This is a genomic window from Neobacillus paridis, assembly GCF_016765675.1.
GTDB lineage: Bacteria > Bacillota > Bacilli > Bacillales > Cytobacillaceae > Neobacillus > Neobacillus paridis.
Window position 1 is genome coordinate 576019 of record NZ_JAESWB010000168.1, and the last position, 24312, is coordinate 600330.

The following is a 24312-nucleotide window of genomic DNA, read 5'->3' on the forward strand; positions in this document are numbered from 1 at the left end:
TTTGCTTTCTATATTATAAATTTTCTTTACGAAAAAGACCAATCAAAACCATCTTTCAAAACCAAAACGGCATTGAGGAAAATTTTCAAAAAAGCTGGAGGTGAAATGGCGGTTATGATCGTCTAAAAGGGTGTATCAGGAAAAATCAGGAGGTAGACATGATTACAATTAAAAATTTAAGTCATGAATTTGTTATTGGGAAGAAAGGAAGACAAACGATTATTCCAGTTTTAAAAAATATTTCATTTACCGTAAATGAAGGGGAAATCGTTACGATTGTCGGCCGCAGCGGTTCGGGAAAATCGACGCTGCTCAACCTCATTAGTGGGTTTATTCGTCCTAAAGAAGGGGAAATCTGGATGAACGGCGTGAAGGTTTCCGACTTAAATGAGGCTAAATTTGCTGATTTCCGGATTCATCATCTCGGCTTTATTTTTCAAAGCTTTCAATTAATACCTAGTATGACGGCCTTTCAAAATGTGGAGCTGCCGTTACTATTAAAAGGAGTCAGCGAACGAAACCGTAGGCAGCAAACTGAGGAAATGCTGGAAAGAGTTGGGTTGTTGGATTATCAGGATCACTATCCGGGGGAACTTTCGGGTGGACAGCAGCAGCGGGTCAGTATCGCCCGGGCTTTAATTGTTAATCCGCCCATCATCCTTGCCGACGAGCCGACAGGCAGCCTCGATAGTGAAACGGAAGCGGAATTATTGGAATTTATTAAGGATTTAAACCGGGATCTGGGGATTACGTTTCTAATTATCACCCATGATGAGAAGGTGGCCGAAATTGGCAATCGGACAATTGAATTAAGAGATGGCCAGGTTGTGGAAGGGATAGTGTTAGCGTGAAATTAGGAGATCAATTTCGCTTTGTCCGGCAAAATATGAAGAAAAATAAAACTCGGGTCTTCATGACGATCTTGGCTACAGCGATGGGCTGTGCTTTCCTGATTGTTCTTGCCTCAGTAGGATTTGGCTTGCAGAAATCGGTCGTGAAAGAGATAACTGAACAGCGGATTGTCACACAAATTGACGTCCACGGTAAGGAACTAAAAGATGGCGGCTTTCGCCCAATTACTGATAAAGATATTGCCACGTTTGAAAAGATAAAAGATGTCAAAGCGGTAACCAGAAGGAATATGCTGCAACAGGACGGGATTTATTCAATTGGACGTTATCAAGCAGGGACAGAAACGTACGTGACCGATTTCCCTTCCGAAGTGAAAGCCGGCTTTGAACTGTCAGCCGGACATTTACCAAAAGCTGATAATGAAATAGTCGTAGGTTATGATTTTCCTTTCGTTCTGGGGACAAAGGAAGAAGTCGAAGATTTGTATGATAACAAGGGTCATGTAAAGAAAAAGTATCGTTATCCGGAAAATTTGCTTGGTAAAGAATTATCCCTCACTGTGAAACAATTGAAAAAGGGCAAGGAAGAAGAGAAAAAGCTGAAGCTTACCGTTGTCGGAATTGGCAAGAAGCCAACAAAGGATTGGATGCAGGACCGAAGTGTTTTCATTTCCAAAAAAGTCCTAAATGAGATTGAGAGTTTTACCAAGACACCGCGGGGAATGCTCTTGGGACCCAATGATTCGCCGCCGGAAAAGCTTAACGTCAAAGAGGACAATTATGATGAGGTAAAAATTTATGCAAAAAATATGGAAGCTGTTCAAAAGATTGTCGACCAATTAAAAGATAAAAATTATCCAACCTATTCTGTTGTCAATGAATTAAAGGAAGTCAATATGATGTTTACGATCGCCAAAGCTGGACTCATTTTTATCGGTACGATTGCGATATTAATTGCTTCCATTGGAATCTATAATACGATGACGATGGCCGTGACCGAGAGATCTCCTGATATCGGCATCATGAAAGCGATTGGGGCAAATCCAAAAACGATCAAGCAGATCTTCCTGCTTGAGAGCAGCTATATTGGTCTAATTGGTGCTTGTATCGGTACCGCCGTCTCCTATGGGATTAGTTATGCGGTTAATTTTATCATCCCATTGATTATTAAACAGGCTTTTGGCAAGGAACTGCCGGCAGGGCTGACCTTTAGTGACATTCCGTTGATCCTGCCAATTATTTGTATTGTCATTTGCTTTGCGGTGACTCTTCTTTCTGGATACCGGCCGGCACAGCGGGCAACAAGAGTCGATGTGTTAAAAGCAATGCGTAGAGAAGTGTAAAGAGCAAAATCAGGTTCCAAGGACAGAGACAGTGTCCGGGTGATGAACGATTAAAACCAACTTAGCAGGGAATAATGGTCATGCATTTGAGGACTTTGGAATAGGATGAAATAACCTTGTAAAAAGGAGAGTTCCTCAAATGTGGTATTGGATCTCAATGATCGCTTTGGCAATGATCCTATTAGCAGTATTGGAAGAACTAGTCTACTATTTTTGGAATCGATACCTTTACGGAAAAAAGCAAACAGGAAAGATAGGTTGGATTCTAAGAAGCTTAACTCGGCTCTCAAAATTAGAAAAGAGTCGCCTAGAGGAAACAAAGGAAACGATAACCAATGAAACAGACTCGCCATAACGGCGAGTTTTCATTTTTGTTTCTTTTTTACAAACTGAACAACGGTTTTCACAAGATAAACAACCGCAAAAATGCTCAATATCACGATTGCTGTTATTTCATTTACTTTAAAGGGCTGTAATTGTTTCTGTACTATCACCCTTGGACTGTACCCTAATGCTAAATCCAATAAGATGATCAGGACGAACATGGAGGAAGCTAAAAGAGATAGCACTAAAAAATTTTTCACCATCTTCTCTCCTTTGAAAAATTTACTATATCGTTTCAATCAATAAGGCTGTTGTTCATGATTCCCTCTTATTTAAATGATGTTTGGATAAAAGAAGCCCTTTTGGATAACATAACCAAAACAAGGCTTGTTTAAAAAGTGGGGCGGTTTGTATGTCCATTTTATCCAAACTGTTGAAAAAGAAACATTCAAGGAAAAAAAATGATAATTACCGGCAAAAACAGGATCCTGCCTCTCCTGCTGAACTGTTGATTCAGAGAGAATATCAGGATAATCTCGCACGGATGAAACGGGAGCTGGGCAATAGTACAGATCTGGTGGTAAGGGAAATTAAAATCGGCCAAAATCAAGGTGCGCTTGTTTTTATTGATGGACTTGTTGATGCGAAGACGATCAGTGAATTTGTCGTTGAAACCATGATGGACAAAAACATTCCTAACGAAAATTTTGACATATTTCAATATGCTCTCAACAAAACGATCGCCTTGGGATCAGTTAAAACGATTACCAACTGGAACGAGCTGTATGATTTATTATTATCGGGTTGTACGATTATTTTCCTCAACGGCTACAATAAAGCCATTTGCGGAGAAACAAAAGGCTTTGAAAAGCGTTCGATTGATGAACCTTCTCAACAATTATCGATCCGTGGTCCGAAGGATTCTTTTACAGAAACACTGAGGGTGAATACCGCTTTAATCAGGAGGCGAATCAAAAGCCCCAATCTTTGGATAGACTCGATGAAAATTGGCAGGGTTGCGCAAACGGATGTTGCGATTATGTATATTAAGGGAATTGCCGATGACAAGATTGTTCAGGAAGTGAAAACAAGATTAAATCGAATTGACATTGATGCTGTCATTGACTCCGGTTATATCGAACAGTTGATTGAGGATGAAACCTTTACTTCCTTTCCAACTACCTACCATACCGAAAGACCTGATGTCGTGTCTTCACAGCTGCTAGAAGGCAGAATCGCCATCGTATCAGACGGAAGTCCATATGTGCTGACAGTGCCGGCTATTTTTGTGCAATTTTTTCAAGCCCCTGATGATTACTATTCTCGGTTCGATTTGTCAACGAGTATACGGTTTTTAAGGATTATAGCTTTTTTTATATCTTTGATTGGGCCATCATTATATATCGCTGCCACAACCTATCATCAAGAGATGATCCCGACAACGCTGGTGATAGCAATTGCGGCGCAAAGGGAAAATGTGCCGTTTCCCGCTTTTTTCGAGGCGTTGATTATGGAGATAACATTTGAGATTTTGCGGGAGGCTGGTTTACGTCTGCCTAGGGCCGTTGGCCAAGCAGTTTCGATCGTTGGTGCCCTTGTTATTGGCCAAGCAGCCGTTCAGGCGAGCATCGTCTCACCGCTGATGGTCATCGTTGTATCGATTACGGCAATCGCTAATTTCTCGACACCAGTATTTGCCATGGCGATTTCGACGAGACTGCTTCGTTTTGCCTTGATGATCATGGCCGCATTTATTGGCCTTTTTGGAATCATGGTCGGCTTAATGCTAATGTCCATCCATTTATGTTCCTTGCGGTCTTTTGGGGTTCCTTATATGTCTCCACTGGCACCGTTTAATGGAGAAGATCAGCAGGATGTATTCATTCGTTATCCGCTTTGGGCACTTAAAAATCGACCGAAATATATTAGCAAAGGCAATAGGATCAGAATAGGAGAGAATCAAAAACCGGAACCGCCAAATCAAAGTTCAGCCGATAAACCAGGCAGTGGGAAAGGAAATCAGGAATGATCAAAAGGCATGCTGTTTTTTGGTTGTATTTTGCAATGATCCCATTGCTTGGTGGCTGCTGGGATCAGAAGGAATTAACGGATTTAGCCTTTGTCACAGCAATGGGTATAGATAAAGGAACAGGTGGTGCTGCTTATAATATTTCCTATCAAGTGGTCATTCCGGCAAATGTCGCCTCTGGGACAATGGCCGGTGGTGGCGGCGGTCAGGGACCAACTATTGTGGTTTACAATAGTTCGGGAAATACGTTAACCGAAGCTACCAGAGAAATGAAAAAGCAGATACCCAGAAGGCTTTATTTTGCTCATACCGGGATTATTGTCATCGATGAGGATGTAGCACGGAAGGGAATCATGAGGTTATTGGACCCATTAGACAGGGATGTACAATTTCGTACCACGACACTTGTCACCGTTGCCAAGGATTATAAAGCGATTGATCTCATTTCTACACTTGCCAATCTTGATAAGATCCCAATGAATAAAATAATCAAGACTCTAGAAGTGGCGGAATCAGTATTAGGCGAAAGTATTCAAGTGACGGTTGATGATATCATGTTAAATATAACCAATCCAGGAAAAGAGGCTGTGGCTAGTGTGTATACGATGAAAGGTAATCCCAAAAAAGGAATCTCGCAGGACAACATTAAATATACGCGCCCTCCCGCGGTGCTGAAAGCGGATGGAATTGCCGTTTTTAAAGAAGGAAAATTAGTGGGGTATCTTGAAGGGGAAAGCGCCCGAGGCGCGGTTTGGCTTTTTAACAAAATGAAGGAAACATATATAAACTTTGGAATTAAAGGGGAAAATAACGCAGTCAGTATCATCCCCTTTAAATCAAAGGTCAAAACCGCGATAACCGTAAAAAATGGACAGCCGGTTGCCAACATTAACATAATGTCTATTTTCAGACTTAGTGAAATAAATACTAAATACAATATCAATGATCCAGGTCAAATCGAGAAACTGGAGAAAAAAGCAGCGGCACAAATCAAGAAAGAAGTAGTATCATCGATTCGCACTGCCCAAAAATATAAATCCGATATATTTGGGTTTGGCGAACAAATGTACCGCAGTAATCCGCAACAGTGGAAGAATTTCAAAACGGATTGGAACAGTATGTTTGCCGTGATGGATTTTCACGTCAACGTAAACGCTTATTATCGTGAATCAGGTTTAAAGGGAAATCCATTTTGGAACGACACTGAAAAATAAAAAGGAGGGAGGTGCAATCGAAAGGGCAAGAATTAACGCGAAACAACTATTTGTGTTAGTCGTGTTATTTGAGATGGGCAGTGCGATGCTGGTTGGCTTTCCACTTTCTCTGAAGCAGGATGCATGGATCGGATTATTAATGGCGACTGCATTAGGGGTATTACTCTTCTTCATTTACTATCATTTGTATAAAATGTATCCGGATCTCCCTTTAACAAGTTATCTCCAAGAAATTGTCGGTAAATGGATAGGCCGGATACTTGGATATTTATATATCCTTTATTTTACCTATCTGGCTGCAAGAGTTTTAAGAGACTTTGGAGAATTATTAACCTCGACCATCTATACGAATACGCCTCTGTTTGTTTTGTTGACCTTATCAATGATCATTTGTGCCTATGCGATTCAAAAGGGTTTTGAAGTAATCGCCAGGGTTGGGGAATTGTTTTTTGTGGTCGTATACATACTGGCTGTAGTTGGATTTACGCTTATTATTATTTCCAAGCTTATTCATATGGAATATTTACGCCCGATGCTGGCAAATGGCTGGATTCCGATCATTAAAACTGTTCTTAAAGGCAGCATTACCTTTCCATTTGGAGAAATGGTTGTCTTTACTGTGCTTCTACCCTATTTAAATCAGCAGAAAAAGGTGAAACAAGTTTGCATCTGGGGCATCGTCCTCAGCGGGATAAACTTGGCGATAGCTGCCGTCATTAATATCGCAACTCTGGGGATTGATTTATTTATCCGCTCACCTTATCCGCTGCTATCAACGATTAGTAAAATTAAGCTGGCCAATTTTATTGAGCGTCTCGATGTCTTGTTCATGGTTTATTTAATGATTAGCGGGTTTATGAAAACGACCATTTTTTATTATGCTGCGGTGATTGGAACAGCGGATATATTCAATTTTAAAGATTACCGAAAAATAACCTTTCCGATTGGCGTTATCGTCTTGGTATCCTCGATGATGATTGCTGTCAACTATACTGAACATATAAAAGAGGGCCTGAAAATTGTTCCAATCTATCTCCATTGGCCGATGCAAATTATTATTCCCAGTTTGCTTTTAGTGATCGGTCTGATCCGAAAGCATAGTAAACAAACAAAAAAGCCCCCCGCCCAAACTAATTCTTAGGAGACTCGTTTCCCGAGAATAAGCAGGTCACGCTCAATTCCATCTAGTTCTGCAACCTTAGGGAGATGGGCCCATTTTTCAAAACCAAAGCTCGAAAAAAGCTTTAGACTTGGCTGGTTATGGGAAAAAATAAACCCTAGCAATGTTTTGATTTGCAGCTGAGGACAGGTGTCAATCGCTTTTTCCATGAAGGTACGGCCCAATCCTTTACCGCGATAGTCTTCGTGAAGGTATATGCTGATTTCAGCAGTGCCATTGTAGGCTGGTCTTCCATAAAACGATTGAAAGCTGAGCCAGCCGCATATCACTCCATGATCTTCCATGACCCATAATGGGCGAAAGGAAGGGGAATGCTCATGAAACCAAGGGATTCTGCTTTCCACACTGACAGGTTCCAGATCGGCCGTCACCATTCTGCCGGCGATCGTTGTATTGTATATCGCGACGATCTCCGCTAGATCATTTAGCTTAGCATCTCTAACTGTGTACATTTTTCCATCCTCATTCCCTAAACAAGTCTTTTTACTAGCTTTCATGATAAACTCCGAGTTGAATAAAATCAATATCGAAAAACGGAAAAAACCTTCTCCCTGGTAGATGGGAAAAGGTTTTTTCTTCTAATTAGAAGCAAGCGAAGCCTTCTTCTATCAATCGTTTCGCTACCGCCCTTTACCAGCGATGGGCCTTGGCATTACTCCTTAAGATGATTGTATTTTGCGTCAATTGCGTTTGGCCATTTACCTGTGACTTCTGCCGTTTTGGCCTTGTCCATGTGTGGTGAAATAGCTCCGATTGGGAATCTAAACGCTCTCTGTAGCTCATCAAATCACCTCAAGTGTAGATTTTGTGAAACGATGATATTCAAGTTGAATATCATTCTTATCTTTTGTCATAACAATAAATATTAGTCAAATAGAAAACAGTACCTTTTATTAACAAAGGACTTGTAATTTCTGAAATTTGCAAATATGATAAATAAAGACGACAAAGGCAACGGCTGAAAGAACTGGAATTTCATTAAAGCAATTGGTTCAGGCAAAAGTTGCCGTATTTCCCGCTGGAAGGAGCGGTAAGCCGGCCGATCGATATAGCCAATGCCGTCGCTTTTTTCGCTAATGAGAAATTATTTAACAGGTTTTCGAGGAAAGGTGTCCTACGGCAGAGACCCTTCATCTGATATAAAAAGGCCTGCTCGTTAATTTGATAAGCAGGCCTTTTTCAGGTTTATTGATTACTTCTTAAAATAACGACATTTACTCTGCGGTTCGCTTTTCTATGTGCTGGTGTGTCATTCTTATAGATTGGTTTGTATTCTCCATAACCGACAAACTGCAGCCGGCTTTTAGCGATTTTATGTGATTCGAAATAATGAAGCACACTGACTGCTCTTGCCGAAGAAAGCTCCCAGTTAGATGGATATTTCGGATTCTGGATCGGAACATTATCTGTATGTCCTTCGATACTGATTGGATTCGACATGGTTTTAATCAGTTTGACAAAGGAATTTAATGTGTTATAAGAACTCTTTTTTAAATCCGCTTTCCCAGGGTCAAACAAGACGACCTCTTTAAAGGTGATCTCGACACCCCGTTTTGTGTCTTGAATGGTGACATTTGCCTGTAAATGATTACGATCGATGAAGTTTTGCAGTCTATTCTTCAGATCCAAAAGCTCACGATCTTCTTTCGTCAAAGCAGGTGCCGGCTTTGCTTTTTGCTGATTCAAATTTTTCTCTGAAATTGGATTCTTTGGGATGTTAACCGTGAGCCCGACGTTAGTATCATCAATTCTTGTGCCCGTCAGTTCTGATTTGAAGGCTTCCATAATGGACATGAACTTTCGATTATCGATAACGCTGGATGCAAATAAGACAATAAATAAAGCTAACAATAATGTAAGGATATCGGCATAAGGGATCAGCCAAGATTCACTGATACGCTCATCTTCTTCTTCAAACTGTCTACGCCGTTTTCCCATAGGTCTTTTCCTCGTTTTTCTTTTCATATTTGATTCGTTCTTTCGGTGACAGGTGGGCAGTTAATTTCTTTTCAATCGCACTAGGCGATAGCCCTTGAGAAATGGCCAATAATCCTTCAATCATTAATAATTTTAATTCCTGTTCCTTTTTGGAAATCCGTTTTAGTTTGTTGGCAATCGGGTGCCAGAGAACATATCCGGAAAAAATCCCTAACAAGGTAGCGATAAAGGCAGCGGAAATGGAATGTCCCAATTTATCGACATCATTTAAATTCCCTAGGGAGGCGACAAGACCGATAACCGCTCCCAAAACCCCCAGCGTCGGGGCATAAGTCCCTGCTTGGGTAAAGATTAAGGCACCGGTTTTATGACGTTTATCAATTGCGTCAACTTCATCCATTAAAACTTCTTCAATAAAGTCATATTCATAGCCATCGATAATCATTTCATATCCCTTTTTTAAAAATGGATCCTTAATATTATTCGTCATTTCTTCAAGAGCCAGGATTCCTTCCCGTTTGGCAATGCCTGCACATTCAATGAAGGAAGAAATCTGCTCGGCCTTGGAAGGCAGTTTCGGTTCAAAAAACACAATTTTTAAAAGAACCGGAAACTTTTTTAATTCACTAAACGGGAATGCAATCATAATTGAAGCAGCTGTACCGCCAAAAATAATCAAAAAAGCAGCAGGATTTACCAGTGCCGTAAGGGAGGCGCCCTTCATGACCATCCCAATTCCAATTGCCAGTAATGCCACTATAATCCCTAAAATACTCGACATTTCTTTCTCCTTCTAGACAATAGATATATAGATATTGTACGTCAAATAGGCATGATTCGACAATAAGCTTTTTTGAAAAAATTTTCGATTGTCTTTTACGGAAATATAAAATTTTTTCAAAAATATAAATGAAAAGAAGCAAGTGATACAGTATAATATAGGCTGATAGAATCAGAAGAAAAACATTATCGAAAATCTTTAGTCAAAATCTAGTAATTTAGAAGTCTAGAAAAACGCGAAGGGGAAGTATAAAGGTGATAATATGTTAGATTATGGACTAGTGAGATTAAGCCAAATGATTTATGACTATTGCGGACTGAATTACAAGGATCGGCTTCCCTCACTGAAAGAAAAAATTTCCAAACGGGTTTCAGAACTGGGACTTACCTATGACAACTATTGCCTGTACATCCAAAGAAATCCTACGGAATGGGATGTTGTTGTAGAGATCTTAACGATTAATGAAACCTATTTTTACCGGGAAGAAAATCAATTAGTGGAATGCTGCACGACCATCCTGCCAGAATTGAAAAAAATAATCAGAAACCGGCCGCTGAGAATTTGGAGCGCAGCTTGTTCCACCGGGGAAGAACCTTATACACTGGCCATGCTGATTTACGAAACAGGCTTGTTTCCTCTCGGGACAATTGAGATAATAGGAACGGATATCAATAAAAAAGTTATTCAAAAAGCCGAACAAGGTTGGTATCCATTAACCTCATTTGCATTTCGAAGAATCCCGGAAAATCTCTTAAAAAAATATTTTGATATTGAAAACGGAGGTTATCAAGTAAAGTCATTTATTAAAAAAATGGTCCGTTTTCAGGAGCTTAATCTGTTAAACGACAATAAAATGGGTCAACTGGGCGAAGTAGATATTATCTTCTGCCGAAATGTTTTGATTTATTTTGATCAAGAAACAATCAAGAAAGTGATTCGCGGCCTTCATCGCAATTTAGCAAAGGGCGGTTATTTGTTTCTGGGCCATGCCGAATCCATAACTGACTTGAATTTAGGGTTTCAAAAAGTGGATGCAGCTAGAACTTTTTATTATCGAAAGGAACCAGATCAGGATGAAACAGTACGGTGTATTAGTAGTTGATGACTCCGCCTTTATGAGAAGGGCTGTTAGCCAATTGCTGGAGGAAGATCCCCAATTTACTGTTGTCGGCATTGCACGCAATGGAATGGAAGCAATCGAGAAAGTGCAACGGTTAAAGCCTGACCTAGTAACAATGGATGTTGAAATGCCGGAAATGGATGGATTAGCAGCGTTAAAGGAAATAATGAAAAAATCACCCGTTCCGGTTGTCATGATTAGTTCTCATACTGGTGAAGGGGCCGAAGTAACATTACAGGCTCTTGAGCTGGGGGCGGTTGATTTCTTTTTAAAGGATCATTTATTAAAGAACCCGGACGAACATGAGCATGCCCATCATGATTTTATTCAGCGCTTAAAAGGGATCGTAAAAGGCAGACTGCCAAATGTTACAGTGACTCAACAGCCACGGGAGAAAAAAGAACGAAAACTCAAACCTCGTAAAATAGAACTTGTTTTTATCGGATGCTCTACTGGTGGTCCTGGAGCATTACAAAAAATCCTGCCATGTTTTCCGGCGGATTTTCCAATTCCGATTGTAGTCGCTCAGCATATGCCGCCAAGTTTTACCAAACCATTGGCTGATCGGTTTAACACCTTATGCAATTTGAATGTGAGAGAGGCCGAAAACGGGATAGAAATAAAGCCCGGGACCATCTATATTGCACCATCGGGCTATCAAACCCGCTTTAAAAAGAGTGATAATGGTTCGATCAAGCTGGATATAGACAACCAATCAGATGAGCAGGCACTATATAAGCCTTCGATCGACATTTCGCTGAGTTCTGCTGCCCCGATTTACGGCGATCGTTTATTGGCGGTGATTTTAACGGGAATGGGCGCGGATGGGATGCAGGGATGCGGCTTAGTAAAAAAGCACCACGGAACGGTGCTAGTTGAGGCTGAAGAATCATGTGTTGTTTACGGCATGCCAAAAGCGGTTTTTGAAGCCGGCTATGCAGACGGTCAATATGAGATTACAAAAATGTACCACAAAATCATTACATTTTTATAAGTAAGGGGTAGTGTTTTATACATTACCTCTTTTTAGTATAATCAAAAAGTCGAATTTTTGCTAAAAACGGAAACCGAATTATGTCGAATTATAAAAAATATAATGACTGTAAATGGTATTTCGTTTATAATGTAATGGAATTAAGCTAGTTTTCCCAAGAATAAGGAGGTAAATTGTTTGGACGCCGTTCAAATCTCAATCAAAATAAATCAAACAAAGCAATCTGATGGTGGAAAACAAAAGTCAAACATACTAACTGAGGCACCAACAATTCCTTTTAATCAGATACTAGCGATGTTTAATAATCCTAGTCAAACATCCGGAACAGAAGTCCAGCAGGCAGGAGAAGCAGCAAACAAGTCATTAAGGAAATCCAATGAAAACCCACTGGATTTACTAAAACTTAGTTCGGATGGAGACGATCAAACCAATTCTGATTTAACCGTCTTGGCGGTCCCATTTTATCAAGGCCAGCCTTTGGCGCCAATGATCGTCGGTGATTCAAATAAAGCAGAACCTGCGGTACCGGAAGAGGGAATGCTTGGCCAAGGTACGATGGAAAACAGCAATGATTGGTTGCAAGTGGTACATACTCAAGGAGAAGCTGCCGACCTCTCAAAGACATCGCTTTCAATCACCGATTTAGCAGCAGAGAATAAAACCGGTGATGGTCTGGATAAGCCTCAAGCAGGTATCGAAAATACCAACAAAGAAGATATTTTTGCAGAACTTCTGAACAAAAATGTAACTCAAAACATTCAGGAAGCGGGCAAGGGAGATTTTGATCAGAATCGGGTTCAACTGGCTGTTGATTCTTTTCCTGAATTTGTTGCACAACTCAGTGATTTGATAAGTCAAAATTTAAGATCGGTCAATGGGGCAAATGAGAAGAACAGCTTAACTGTTTTGGCTGATTTGAAAAGTATCGGAAAGATCAACATTGAAATCAGTTCACTGCCAGGACCGGCTGCACTGGAACTTACAGCGGATCCAGCCTCAGCAAAGGAAATGCTGCAAAGTCAGCTGCAACGTCTGGAACAAGCCGTTCAGCAAAGCGGCTTAGTAGTGAAAAAAATCGAAATTGTTGACCATCCGTCAGCCCCGTTTTTAGAACCAACATTAAGCAGTAATCAGGCAGATAATACTGCTGAAATGAACGGACCGGTTAATCAAGGTACACTGCATTCACAGACCCTGGGCTTAAATCATAAGTCGATGAGCGGGCAGCCTCGTCCTGTTTTATCGATTCATGATTTTACTCCGGAGGTAAGCAGCTGGATTGCTAAAAATATTGGAAGTTCTCAAGGACAAAATACAGCTAAAGAAGTTAAATTCCTATTATCTCCTGAGCATTTGGGCCAGATGGAGGTCAAACTTACCACCACGGGTGGCCAGGTTTCAGCCCAAATCATAACAGACACGATACAGGCCAAAGAAATCTTGAGCGGTCAACTTCATACTTTGAAACAGGCATTACAGCAGCAGGGATTGATGCTGCAAAAACTGGAAGTCATTCAGCAGCCGGCTGGAATACCAAATCAAGCACAACTTAACCAATCATTTTCACAAGGCGGCTTTCACTCGTCTCCGGAGCATCGTTCCGGGCAATCAGCCAAAAATGACGCTAAAAAGCCTAAGGAAAACGGACAAATGGAAATCGACATGGACACACCTTTGACGACATATCAAGGAGCTGTTCAGAGAACCAGTTCCAACATTGATTTCACTGCCTAGGAAGGAGACGGTGTGAATGAGTAATTGGGTGGATATCACAAGTCAAACAAAGACTAACTCAGTTTTTAATAACGTGAAGCCTTATGAACAACAAAGTTCGTTAGGCAAGGATGACTTTCTCAAAATTCTTGTAACGCAGTTGTCAAACCAGGATCCGACTAATCCGTTGCAGGATAAGGATTTTATTGCCCAAATGGCTACCTTCAGTTCACTTGAACAAATGACCAATCTAAATAAAGCGTTTGAACAGTTTTCTTCGCGCCAGCTGAGCCAGTATGCTTCGGTCATCGGTAAGGAAATCAGCTGGACGGACCAAGCTTCCGGTACGACGAAGAACGGTGTTGTAGAAGGCGTTTCTGCAGAAAATAGCAGCTATTACTATAAGGTGGGAAATGAAAAAATCCCCATGGACAAGGTCATTGAAATCAAGCAAATACCAACGGATTCCAAATAAAACTCAACCAAAATCCTAAAGAATGAGGAGGAACAAAAATGTTAAAATCGTTATACTCTGGTGTATCTGGTATGAAAGGGTTTCAAACCAAGCTTGATGTTATTGGAAATAACGTCGCGAACGTTAATACAGTTGGATTCAAAAAAGGACGCGTCGTGTTTCAAGACTTGCTGAACCAAACCTTGTCTGGCGGTACGACAGCTAATAACCAGCGTGGCGGGATCAATCCGCAGCAGGTCGGACTAGGTTCAAAGATCGCTACAATCGACACGATCCATACCCCCGGAAGCCCGATGACCACCAATGTCGGTACAGATTTAGCGATTGATGGGGATGCGTTTTTCGTCGTTTCACCGGATGGAGATGATACAAATACATTTCTTACAAAGGCCGGAAATTTCACCCTTGATGGACAAGGAAGATTAGTAGATTCCAATGGTAACTTTGTTTTGGGAGTAGTTGCAAACGGTGTCGCAATGCCAATTAAAATCGCAACAGACGAAGTGGCTGGCAAAAAATTCACATCCTATTCTATTGATTCTGACGGTTATATCAATGTAGTGGATGAGGATGGGAAAATTGGTAAATTGGCTTATGATGGTAGTAAGTATTTTTTGAATAATCCGAATCAAGCAGGTTATGATGAAACGAAAAATCTTTCAATCGCCACCAGTGTCGTCCAAAATCCTGCTGGTTTAAAAAAGGTGGGTAATTCCTTGTTCGAGGTAACCGGAAACGCCGGAACAAATGATTTTGGACGTATTAAGGATAATGCCGGTGGTGAAATTTATTCTGGTGTGCTCGAAATGTCCAACGTCGATTTAACAGAAGAATTTACCGAAATGATCATCGCACAGCGGGGCTTCCAAGCGAATGCCAGAACGATTACGACATCAGATTCTATTTTAGAAGAAATTGTGAACTTAAAACGATAAGATCATCGTTAGCTGGACGAAACTATTTTTCCTAAAAAAGCAGAAGGAGGCAAAAGAGTCATTTTGCATATGACTCTTTCCCTCTTTCTAGGCAATGGCTGATATATGGATTTTCAGTCCATAACTCAGGGAAGAGTTAGGGGGATGCCCTTTGGCAGATGTATTATCGCAACAAGAAATCGATGCCCTTTTATCTGCCTTAAATAGCGGCGAATTGGAGGCATCTGATGTTAGCGAAAAAAATCAAAAAGTAAAAGTATATGATTTCAAACATGCGATGAGGTACTCAAAGGAACAATTGCGCAGTATTACAAGAATCCATGAGAACTTTACGCGGCTTTTAACATCATATCTTTCAGCGCAATTAAGAACTTTTATTCAAATTGACATTGACTTGGTAGAACAAGTAAACTATCAAGAATTTATTGCTTCAATCCCATCAAAAACCATTTTGAACATTTTTGATGTTCAGCCGATGAATGGGAAAATGGTGATTGAAATCAATCCACAGGTCGCCTATGCAGTATTGGAACGATTGCTGGGTGGCGGTCAAGGAGATCCGACTGCACGCGACGGCGGATTGACAGAAATTGAAACGATATTGATTCAGAAGGTCTTTTCCAAGGCGTTTGATATGTATCAAAATGTTTGGGAAAATATTGAGGATATAAAGGTGCGCTGGGAAGCAATTGAATCCAATCCCCAATTTATGCAAATTGCTTCGCCAAATGAAACGGTAATCGTTATTGCTCTCCGAACGACAATTGGAGAAATTGAGGGAAGGATGACATTATGTATCCCACACTTAATTGTGGAACCGATGCTTCCTAAATTGACTGCGCATCAATGGTTTTCTTCCATGGCAAAAACGAACGTCCCCAAACAGCCTGAAAAAATCAAGAAAAGCTTAGAAAGCATAAAGGTTCCGATTATTACCGAAATAGGAAGAGCCAAACTGCCGGTTTCTGATTTATTGAACCTGCAAATTGGTGATGTGATTGGAATTGACACTGGAAAGCTCCATGTTAAAGTGGACCATTTGACAAGATTCCTGGGGAATCCAGGCCTCCTAAACGGTCATTATGCGGTTCAGATAGATCAAGTAGCCTACTCTGAAGGAGATGATGAATAAGATGAACGACGGTTCACTTTCTCAAGAAGAAATCAATGCATTATTTAAGCAAATGGAATCTAACGACAGCAATAGTTTATCAATCGATGACTTTTTGAGCTCCATGGAGCAGGATGCACTAGGAGAGATTGGAAATATCTCTTTAGGGAGTTCAACAACTGCGTTATCCACCTTATTAAATCAGCGGGTCGAAATTACTGCACCTAAACTGTCTGTTATCGAACAAGGCCGCATGGAAGAAATGATCAAGGAAAAACATGTTGCGGTCCATGTTGATTATACGACCGGTATTCGCGGTAAAAACCTGTTAATGATTAAAGAAAAGGATGCTAAAATCATTGCCAATTTAATGATGGGCGGTGATGGTACGGGCGTCGATGAGGAACTTACTGAATTGCATTTAAGTGCGGTGCAAGAGGCGATGAATCAGATGATGGGCTCGGCTGCCACATCGATGTCGACCATTTTCAATCAAAAGGTTGATATTTCACCTCCGTCCATTGATATATTGGGATTTCCGCCCAAGAAACTAGAAGACCTCCAGGATGATATTATTATTCAAGTTTCCTTTTGCTTAAAGGTCGGAAATCTGATTGATTCCAATATGATCCAATTTATTCCATTATCCTTTGGTAAGGAAATGATCCATAGGATTCTCAGTCCTGTTGAAACGGCTGCCGCCGCTGCTCCGGTTGTGGAGCCGCCGGTCCAAGCTGAGGTGAAGGCATCTCCGGTTTACGAAGAGGTCCAAGCTGCCCCAGTTTACGAACAGGTCCGGCAAACAGTTTCCGCTCCGCATCCTGAACCAGCAGCTTCTCAAAAGGTTGTGGAGAATCCGGTTAATACAAATGTTCAAAAAGTGGAATATACCACGTTTGCAAATAATTCGCAAGCGAATACGGGACCACGCAATATTGACTTATTATATGATATTCCGTTAACAATTACAGTCGAGCTGGGAAGAACGGAAATGCCCATTCGGCAGATCCTCGAGTTAGGACCTGGCGCTGTCATTGAATTAGATAAATTAGCAGGCGAACCTGTTGATATATTGGCGAATCATAAATTGATTGCCAAAGGTGAAGTGGTAGTCATTGAAGAAAACTTTGGGGTTCGTATCACAGATATTATCAGTCCAATTGATCGACTTTCAAAAATGACTGTATAAATAAATTTTTTGGAGGGTAATACAATGGCAAGGGTATTAATTGTTGATGATGCCGCATTTATGCGAATGATGTTAAAAGATATACTAACGAAGAATGGTTTTGAAGTGGTTGGCGAGGCAGTAAATGGTCTCGATGCAATCGAAAAATTTACTGAAGTTCAGCCGGATATTGTGACCATGGACATTACCATGCCTGAAATGGATGGGATTACGGCAGTTAAAAAAATACGGGCGATCAATCCTCAGGCAAAAATCATTATGTGCTCTGCAATGGGGCAACAGCCAATGGTACTAGAAGCTATTCAGTCAGGTGCAAAAGATTTTATTGTAAAGCCTTTCCAAGCGGATCGGGTAATTGAATCAATTTCCAAAGTAGTCGGGTAATGGCAATTTCAAGCGGGAGATGTTTGGAGCATATATATTTCCAAATCACTCTCGCTTTCTGTTCTTAAAATGAAAAAATGATTCGAGAATTGTTAACTGGAGCGTCAAAAAAAGTTTAGTAGACGTAATAAAAGTGTTAACAAGCTGTTATTGAAGGAGGATCGTTCAAAACAACTTGCACTTCTAGCCATATACCAAGTGGAAGGACATAAAATAGTCAAAAACTATCAAGAAAATATCGGAATGGATTTTGATGATTATGCTAAGATAGGTATATATTTGCTAAATAGTGTTAATTCACAATAGAAATGGAAGAAAATCAACCAGCCTTTTTACGAGGAGAATAGAGTATGGATTTAAATGATTTTTTAGAATTATTTATTGAAGAGTCTAAGGAACATTTACAGTCAATTAACGAGGAATTGCTAAAATTGGAAGAAGACCCGGAAAATCCGGCGATTGTCAATGAAATTTTCCGTTCGGCGCACACGCTTAAAGGGATGGCAGCTTCAATGGGTTTTGAAGACTTGGCTTCGTTGACACATGAAATGGAAAATGTGCTGGATCTCGTCCGCAATGCTAAACTGACGATCACATCAGAAATTCTTGATGTCATATTTTCTTGTGTCGATTTGATCGAGAAAATGATTGACAGTATTGAACAAGGCGGCGATGGAAAAGAGGATGTCACGGATGTCGTCCGGCAGCTTACGATGATCCATAGCCCATCAAAATCAATTGCACCGGAAACAAACCCGGATTTTCAAGAAAGCGCTGCAACGGCGGTGGAGGAACTGGAGATCGATCAATATCAATTATCGGTCATCAATGAAGCAAAGAAAACGGGGAATCGACTGTTTCAAATTACCGTTCAGCTTGACGAAAAATGTGTAATGAAGTCGGTCAGAGCTTATATGGTATTTCAAGCTGCTGAAGAAATCGGCGAGATTATTCAAAGCCACCCGCCAGTTGAACAAATTGAAGAAGAAAATTTTGATTTCTCGTTTACGATTCTGCTTTTATCAGAATTGGACCCAAGAGAAATTCAGGCGCAGTTCTATCATATTTCCGAAATCACCGAGGTTATCGTGACTGAGCGGACGGACGAGGAATTGGTGCCAGCCAACGAACCGACAGTCACGTCAAAGAGCACCAGCGTACAAAAGCAGCAGCAACATAAAGAAGATGCTACCGGCGGCAAAAAGAAGCACCGGTCAAAATCGATTCGTGTTGATATCGAAAAATTGGATCATTTAATGAATTTATTTAGCGAGTTAATTATCGACCGTGGTAGACTGGAACAAATCTCCAGGAAGTCTGAAATGACTGAACTGGCCGAAACGGTTGAACATATGACTCGTATCTCCACAGATTTGCAAGGACTTATCTTAAATATGCGGATGGTCCAAGTCGAGCAAGTCTTTAGCCGCTTTCCACGAATGGTCCGCGATTTAGCCAAGGAATTGAAAAAGAAGGTCCAATTGGTTGTGGAAGGGGAAGAAACCGAGCTAGATCGGACCGTAATTGATGAAATTGGCGATCCATTAGTCCACTTGCTCAGAAATGCACTGGATCATGGGCTTGAGGAGACCGAAGAAAGGGTAGCCTTGGGGAAACCGGAGGAAGGAAAAGTATTATTAAAAGCCTACCATAGCGGTAATCAGGTCTTTATTGAGGTTGCCGATGACGGAAAAGGAATTAACCGCGAAAAGGTGTTAAACAAAGGGATCGAACGCGGTCTGGTAACCCAAAATGAGGCAGAAACACTAACCGATAATCAAATCTTTTCCTTAATTCTTGCTTCCGGTTTTAGTACGGCAGAAAAGGTTTCGGATATTTCCGGGCGCGGGGTTGGCCTTGATGTGGTTAAAACCAAAATTGAATCTTTAGGCGGTTCGATTAGTATTGAATCGGAACCGGGAAAAGGCTCGATCTTTCGCATTCAACTGCCGTTAACGCTGTCGATTATTTTTGCCATGCTGATTAAGACGGGCGAGGAAACATATGCGATTCCGTTCAGTTCCATTGTCGAGATTACCAAGATTGCCAAAGATCAAGTCTCGACACTTTATGGTCATCGGGTTATTCAATTCCGCGAACAAGTTGTTAAATTAATATTTTTAAAGGAAGTATTCAAAATACCTGTTACGGAAACCAAGGAGCAGGACGAATTGTTTGTTGTTATTGTCCGCAAAGGCGATAAAATCATGGGATTGGTCGTTGACGCTGTCTTAGGTCAACAAGAGGTTGTATTGAAGAATTTGGGGGGCTTATTAACAAATTTATATGCCATTTCCGGAGCGACTATACTAGGAAATGGAGAAGTTGCTTTAATTCTTGATACTAACGAGTTCTTTTAATAGAAAGGGTGTACCTTTGGCATGAATAGAAAAATTGTTGCCTTTCAAATAGGGGAAGAAGAATATGGATTGGATATCAACAATGTTCAATCGATCGAAAGGATTCAACATATTACCAGAGTTCCAAATGCCCCGGATTATGTCGAAGGGGTGATGAATTTGCGCGGGAATGTGACCCCGGTGATCGATCTTCGAAAAAGACTTAAACTTGAGCACCTCACTCATTCCGATGATACGCGCGTAATCATAACGAAGTACGATGAAATCGAGTTTGGTATCATTGTGGACCAAATTAACGATGTTACTGATATAAAAGACGGGGAAATTGAAGCTGCATCTTCGAGTGGTTTAACCTCAGAATATTTTGCCGGAATCGCCAAAACAGGAGGAAGATTAATTATTCTCTTAAAGATAGAGGAATTGATCAAGACACCGGAAAGCTAATTCTCTCAAAATGGCAGTAACTTGTGAAGAACATCAGATTTAAGGAGGCGCCGTTCATGTTACAAGACGTTAAGGTATTAGTTTTTCAACTTGGAAATGAAGAATATGGCATTGAAATTAGTCAGGTTGTTTCGATTGAAAGAATGCTGGAGATTAACACCTATCCCAACCGCCCGGCACACGTGCTGGGGGTAATGACCGTCAGAGATGTCATCATCCCTGTGGTCGATATGCGGGCCGCTTTAGCAGAGGATGCTTTCATTCAAACAGATACATCGAGGATTATCATTGTCCAAGTTAATAATCAGGAAATTGGTCTGGTTGTCGATGCTGCAACGGATGTGTTAGATATTCCCGCTGACACTGTTCAGTTTCCAAAGCTGATGGCTGAAAAAGACATTTCATATCTCAAGGGGGTATCCAAATTAGATGATCGGTTAATCATTCTTTTAGACATAGAAAAGTTATTAGAATCGACTACAAATTTGGATGAATTAAAAGAGATAAAAAACGTTCTTTAATTTGAATAAAGGGGATTGGGAAGATGTATAGGAGAATAATGGACAAGTTGTCGATGAACACCAAACAATGGGGAAGTCATATTATCATAATGTTGTTTTTTCTGACGCTAACTTTTGTGTCATACAGCGATATTAGCAAACTAAATGAGGGTGTACATAATATTTCAGAAACCCAAGTGCCGAAGATACAATTAATTGGGGATTTAAAAGAGGGGATGACCCGTGTCCGGCTGGATGCATCTAAGATATTATATTCAGCCGATGATCGAACTGTTTTAGAAGCAGAATTAAACAAAGACAATAATGCGGTAATGAACAACATAAAAGAATTAGATAAACTGATTATTTATAAAAGTAATAAAGTCAAGCTGGAAGAATTTAATAAAACCTACAGTCAATATGTTACCATGCTGCAAAACTTTATGAATAACCATCAAGACGGTAATGTTAATCCAGCTGTCTTAAAGGCAACGACGGAGACATTAGCGCCAATCGGTGAAAATGCAGTCAGCTCAATGAATGAATTGATTAAAATTCTTGAAAACGATAATGTGAAAATCATGAAAAATACCGACCAAATGGCGGTTGATTCACAAAGAAAAATCCTGCTGGTTTCAGCGATTGCCGTTCTTTTCAGTATCCTTGTATCTTTCTTAATCACCCGGCTCATTAGGCGCTCCGTTTTAAGTGTCAAGGACAATGTCGAGGCGACAAATCATTCCGTTTCCGAAATAAAAAAATCGATTGACCAGACTGCCAGCAGTGCACAAGAATTAGATGCATCAATGAAGAAGGCTAATGATTCTGTTAATGAGCTGGTTGCTTCAATCCAACAGGTCGCCGGGAATACCAATATGACTTCCACAAGCGTTGATGAAATCTCGGCGGCAATTGAAGAAATGAGCGCATCGATTAATATCGTTGCTGGAAACGCCAATCAATTAGAGGCATCAGCTGAAGAAACGTCTTCAGCCATTCAACAAATGATGGCCTCGATTGAACAGGTCGCCGGAAATGCCGGGAACGCCGGTGCAGGGGTTGAACAAATTTCAGCAGCGATTGAGCAAATGAGCAAGTCCATTAAAGGTGTCAGTGAAAATGCCCAGCAGATCAATAGTTCTTCGGAGGAAACCTCTCAGGCAGTCAGCAATATGGTGGTAGCAATTAAAAAGGTTGCCGAAAGTGTGCAAACCGTGAACCAGTTGAGTAATACGGTTAAGAGCGATGCCTTAGAGGGTACGGCCTCATTGAATGAAACGCTTAATGGCATGAAAGAAATATCTAATGTTATCAACCATGCCAGCAAGGTAATTGAGGATCTAGGGAAAAGCTCCGAGGAGATTGGCAGCATCATTGAGGTCATCGATGATATCGCCGAACAAACTAATCTTTTGGCACTCAATGCCGCCATTGAGGCAGCCCGTGCTGGAGAACATGGAAAAGGCTTTGCCGTCGTTGCCGAAGAAGTTCGGAAATTGGCAGAACGTTCTGCAAAAGCGACAAAAGAAATTGCCGTCCTGATTAAGGGAATTCAACAGGAAACTGAAGTCGCCGTTTCATCGATTAAGGACGGTGCTGATAAAGTAAGACTGGGAAATGAATTGGCGGAAAAAACAAACCTGGCGATTCAAAAAATATCTCAAGGCATAGCCGAGGTAACCGAAGAAATGAATCAAATTACCAAGGCTACCGAAGAGCAGTCAAAGAGCAGCGAATTTTTTGCAAAGGCGATTGAAAATGCTGCAAAGCGGACAACCGAAATGGCCCATTCCACCAAAGAACAATCCATTACAGCTGAAGAAATCGTCAGAGGGATCCTTGACATTAAAGAGCAAGTGCAGCAAATTATTGTTGCCACAGAGGAAGAGGCAGATGGTGCCCGGGCGATTGTCAAGGCTGTGGAAAATGTAACAGGTCAATCCAATGCCGTGACCAATGCAACGAAGGAACAAGCATTGACGTCAGAAGAGATTGTTAGAAATATTAATAGTATTAAAGAAATGGTTGATCAAATTTCGATTGCCACACAGGATCAGGCAAAATATGGTGAAGAAATTGCTGCCGGTGTTCGAAATGTCCTTCAGCAGGCTTCAGGGCTATATACCGCAATCGAAACACAAACGATGGAGGCGAATGAAGTAGTCTCAGCCGTCACGAATGTGAAGACACAAGTACAAAGATTAAGTTAAATGTAAGGCAGTAGCTTTCACCTGTTTTCCCTTTATCTACTCGATTAAATGGAGGTCGATTGGATAAAGGGGGGTACTGTATAGGTGGAACGATTTCAATTGTAACAATTAGAACTTGGTGGTGAATTGGGGTCATGGTACATACTTCTAGGGAATGGAATATTGAAACCGATCTAAAAAAAGCAATTGACAGGAATGAATTCCGCCTATACTATCAGCCAAAGGTGAATTTATTATCAAGAAAGATTATTGGAGTGGAGGCATTAATTCGTTGGTTTCATCCTGAAAAAGGGTTAATCCCGCCGTTAGATTTTATTCCGGTTGCCGAACAGACTGGATTAATTATTCCCATTGGTGAATGGGTACTGCGGACAGCCTGTTTACAAAATAAGGCTTGGCAAACAGAAGGCTATCTGCCAATGGTCATGTCGGTCAACCTGTCTGTCCGTCAGCTTTACCAGCCGCGATTTGTTCAGCTTGTCGAGGAAATATTAACTGAAACCGATTTGAAACCGGATTATTTAGAGCTTGAGATAACGGAAAGTATGATGGCAGACACCAATCATGCCCTGCCGACGATAAACGGCCTTAAAGAGCTTGGTGTCCAAATTAGTTTGGATGACTTTGGAACAGGTTTTAGTGCACTGTTTTATTTAAAGGAATTTCCAATTAATAAAATCAAAATTGATCAATCATTTATTCGCAATTGTACCTCAAATACAAATGATACAACGATAGTTAAGACGATTATTGCCATGGCCCACCAGTTACAAATGGGAGTCATTGCTGAAGGAATTGAGTCAACAGACCAGTTGAAATTTTTACAAGAAAACTTTTGTAACCATGGACAAGGGTATCTATTCAGCAAGCCGCTTCTGCCGGATGAGCTGGTTGGTTACTTTGGCGATATTGAAGAAATCGTCAGTCAAGTAGGCGTTCCAAAAGAAGTAAAGACGAAAAAGCTCATGGAGGAAATGCTCTTAAATGTTAGATACCGACAATTTGCTAAGAAAGTCTTAAACGGTGCAAAAAATATTAACAGCTCGCTTCTTACGATCAAAGAAATTGCCCAACAACTCAGGCAAAATGGAGACCCTTCGGTTAGCAATCTATTAGTCGAAATTGAACAATTGGAAGATATTTTACTTGATGTTGTCAATTCTGCGAAACTCTGAAAGGTTTGTAAAAAAAATAATTGAAAGACAAGAGAGAAAGTC

24 protein-coding genes and 1 pseudogene are annotated in these 24312 nt (G+C 40.7%); 20 read left to right on the forward strand and 5 right to left on the reverse strand.

The genetic code is table 11. The features are described from left to right. Positions 1 to 158 precede the first annotated feature (158 nt). The 3 genes from JK635_RS11795 to JK635_RS11805 all read left to right on the forward strand — a co-directional run bounded on the left by JK635_RS11795 (position 159) and on the right by JK635_RS11805 (position 2549). Positions 159 to 851 (forward strand): ABC transporter ATP-binding protein, encoded by a 693-nt coding sequence (locus tag JK635_RS11795; protein WP_202654126.1) that lies wholly within the window; start codon positions 159 to 161, stop codon positions 849 to 851. After that, complete coding sequence (locus tag JK635_RS11800) at positions 848 to 2194, forward strand: ABC transporter permease (protein ID WP_202654127.1); 1347 nt, start codon at positions 848 to 850, stop codon at positions 2192 to 2194. The genes JK635_RS11795 and JK635_RS11800 overlap by 4 nt, the downstream gene beginning before the upstream one ends. 139 nt (positions 2195 to 2333) lie before the next feature. After that, positions 2334 to 2549 carry a hypothetical protein gene (locus JK635_RS11805; RefSeq protein ID WP_202654128.1) on the forward strand — a complete coding sequence of 72 codons (216 nt, stop codon included), beginning with the start codon at positions 2334 to 2336 and terminating at the stop codon, positions 2547 to 2549. 10 nt (positions 2550 to 2559) lie between these two features. Here JK635_RS11805 and JK635_RS11810 read toward each other — a convergent pair whose 3' ends face one another. Next, on the reverse strand, positions 2560 to 2781 hold the full coding sequence (locus JK635_RS11810) for a YczF family membrane protein (RefSeq protein WP_202654129.1): 222 nt from the start codon (positions 2779 to 2781) through the stop codon (positions 2560 to 2562). 149 nt (positions 2782 to 2930) lie between these two features. Here JK635_RS11810 and JK635_RS11815 point away from each other — a divergent pair, with 149 nt between their 5' ends. The 3 genes from JK635_RS11815 to JK635_RS11825 are packed head-to-tail and all read left to right on the forward strand — an operon-like array spanning position 2931 to position 6902. Then, entirely contained in the window at positions 2931 to 4547 is a 1617-nt protein-coding gene (locus JK635_RS11815; protein WP_202654130.1) for a spore germination protein, read from the forward strand. Next, complete coding sequence (locus JK635_RS11820) at positions 4544 to 5761, forward strand: Ger(x)C family spore germination protein (protein ID WP_202654131.1); 1218 nt, start codon at positions 4544 to 4546, stop codon at positions 5759 to 5761. The genes JK635_RS11815 and JK635_RS11820 overlap by 4 nt, the downstream gene beginning before the upstream one ends. 31 nt (positions 5762 to 5792) lie before the next feature. Beyond that, entirely contained in the window at positions 5793 to 6902 is a 1110-nt protein-coding gene (locus tag JK635_RS11825; RefSeq protein WP_368857089.1) for a GerAB/ArcD/ProY family transporter, read from the forward strand. Here the strand turns inward: JK635_RS11825 and JK635_RS11830 are convergent. Together JK635_RS11830 and JK635_RS11835 are read right to left on the reverse strand one after the other, a co-directional pair. Next, positions 6899 to 7438: a GNAT family N-acetyltransferase gene (locus JK635_RS11830; RefSeq protein ID WP_235888030.1), complete on the reverse strand. Its 540-nt coding sequence runs from the start codon at positions 7436 to 7438 to the stop codon at positions 6899 to 6901. The genes JK635_RS11825 and JK635_RS11830 overlap by 4 nt on opposite strands. Positions 7439 to 7571: 133 nt before the next feature. Further along, positions 7572 to 7724, reverse strand: coding sequence for a YpzG family protein (locus JK635_RS11835; protein ID WP_202654132.1), 153 nt, complete (start codon positions 7722 to 7724; stop codon positions 7572 to 7574). A 162-nt stretch (positions 7725 to 7886) separates the two neighbouring features. Here JK635_RS11835 and JK635_RS24715 point away from each other — a divergent pair. After that, positions 7887 to 8079 (forward strand): annotated as a pseudogene (locus tag JK635_RS24715) (hypothetical protein); the annotation flags it as partial. A gap of 47 nt (positions 8080 to 8126) precedes the next feature. Here JK635_RS24715 and JK635_RS11840 read toward each other — a convergent pair. Beyond that, complete coding sequence (locus tag JK635_RS11840; protein WP_202654133.1) at positions 8127 to 8879, reverse strand: OmpA family protein; 753 nt, start codon at positions 8877 to 8879, stop codon at positions 8127 to 8129. After that, positions 8863 to 9660 carry a flagellar motor stator protein MotA gene (gene motA, locus JK635_RS11845; protein WP_202654134.1) on the reverse strand — a complete coding sequence of 266 codons (798 nt, stop codon included), beginning with the start codon at positions 9658 to 9660 and terminating at the stop codon, positions 8863 to 8865. Before motA ends, JK635_RS11840 begins: the two co-directional genes overlap by 17 nt. 262 nt (positions 9661 to 9922) lie before the next feature. Here motA and JK635_RS11850 point away from each other — a divergent pair, with 262 nt between their 5' ends. The 13 genes from JK635_RS11850 (at position 9923) to JK635_RS11910 (ending at position 24270) form a co-directional block, all read left to right on the forward strand. Then, entirely contained in the window at positions 9923 to 10762 is an 840-nt protein-coding gene (locus JK635_RS11850) for a CheR family methyltransferase (protein WP_202654135.1), read from the forward strand. Continuing rightward, complete coding sequence (locus JK635_RS11855; RefSeq protein ID WP_202654136.1) at positions 10734 to 11774, forward strand: protein-glutamate methylesterase/protein-glutamine glutaminase; 1041 nt, start codon at positions 10734 to 10736, stop codon at positions 11772 to 11774. Before JK635_RS11850 ends, JK635_RS11855 begins: the two co-directional genes overlap by 29 nt. A 177-nt stretch (positions 11775 to 11951) precedes the next feature. Then, entirely contained in the window at positions 11952 to 13508 is a 1557-nt protein-coding gene (locus JK635_RS11860) for a flagellar hook-length control protein FliK (RefSeq protein WP_202654137.1), read from the forward strand. Between the two features lie 16 nt (positions 13509 to 13524). Continuing rightward, on the forward strand, positions 13525 to 13962 hold the full coding sequence (gene flgD / locus JK635_RS11865) for a flagellar hook assembly protein FlgD (RefSeq protein ID WP_202654138.1): 438 nt from the start codon (positions 13525 to 13527) through the stop codon (positions 13960 to 13962). Between the two features lie 38 nt (positions 13963 to 14000). Then, entirely contained in the window at positions 14001 to 14897 is an 897-nt protein-coding gene (locus JK635_RS11870; protein WP_202654139.1) for a flagellar hook-basal body complex protein, read from the forward strand. A 151-nt stretch (positions 14898 to 15048) separates the two neighbouring features. Continuing rightward, positions 15049 to 16029: a flagellar motor switch protein FliM gene (gene fliM, locus JK635_RS11875; RefSeq protein WP_202654140.1), complete on the forward strand. Its 981-nt coding sequence runs from the start codon at positions 15049 to 15051 to the stop codon at positions 16027 to 16029. Between the two features lies 1 nt (position 16030). Continuing rightward, positions 16031 to 17197: a flagellar motor switch phosphatase FliY gene (gene fliY, locus JK635_RS11880; protein WP_202654141.1), complete on the forward strand. Its 1167-nt coding sequence runs from the start codon at positions 16031 to 16033 to the stop codon at positions 17195 to 17197. A 24-nt stretch (positions 17198 to 17221) separates the two neighbouring features. Next, positions 17222 to 17581 carry a response regulator gene (locus tag JK635_RS11885; protein WP_202654142.1) on the forward strand — a complete coding sequence of 120 codons (360 nt, stop codon included), beginning with the start codon at positions 17222 to 17224 and terminating at the stop codon, positions 17579 to 17581. Between the two features lie 350 nt (positions 17582 to 17931). Further along, the gene (locus JK635_RS11890; protein WP_202654143.1) at positions 17932 to 19941 is read left to right on the forward strand and encodes a chemotaxis protein CheA; all 2010 of its coding nucleotides are present in this window, start codon (positions 17932 to 17934) and stop codon (positions 19939 to 19941) included. A gap of 21 nt (positions 19942 to 19962) precedes the next feature. Next, positions 19963 to 20385 carry a chemotaxis protein CheW gene (locus JK635_RS11895; RefSeq protein ID WP_202654144.1) on the forward strand — a complete coding sequence of 141 codons (423 nt, stop codon included), beginning with the start codon at positions 19963 to 19965 and terminating at the stop codon, positions 20383 to 20385. A gap of 56 nt (positions 20386 to 20441) precedes the next feature. Further along, complete coding sequence (locus JK635_RS11900) at positions 20442 to 20906, forward strand: chemotaxis protein CheW (RefSeq protein ID WP_202654145.1); 465 nt, start codon at positions 20442 to 20444, stop codon at positions 20904 to 20906. Positions 20907 to 20929: 23 nt separating this feature from the next. Then, entirely contained in the window at positions 20930 to 23095 is a 2166-nt protein-coding gene (locus tag JK635_RS11905) for a methyl-accepting chemotaxis protein (protein ID WP_202654146.1), read from the forward strand. Positions 23096 to 23229: 134 nt separating this feature from the next. Next, positions 23230 to 24270 carry a putative bifunctional diguanylate cyclase/phosphodiesterase gene (locus JK635_RS11910; protein ID WP_202654147.1) on the forward strand — a complete coding sequence of 347 codons (1041 nt, stop codon included), beginning with the start codon at positions 23230 to 23232 and terminating at the stop codon, positions 24268 to 24270. The last annotated feature ends 42 nt before the right edge of the window (positions 24271 to 24312 follow it).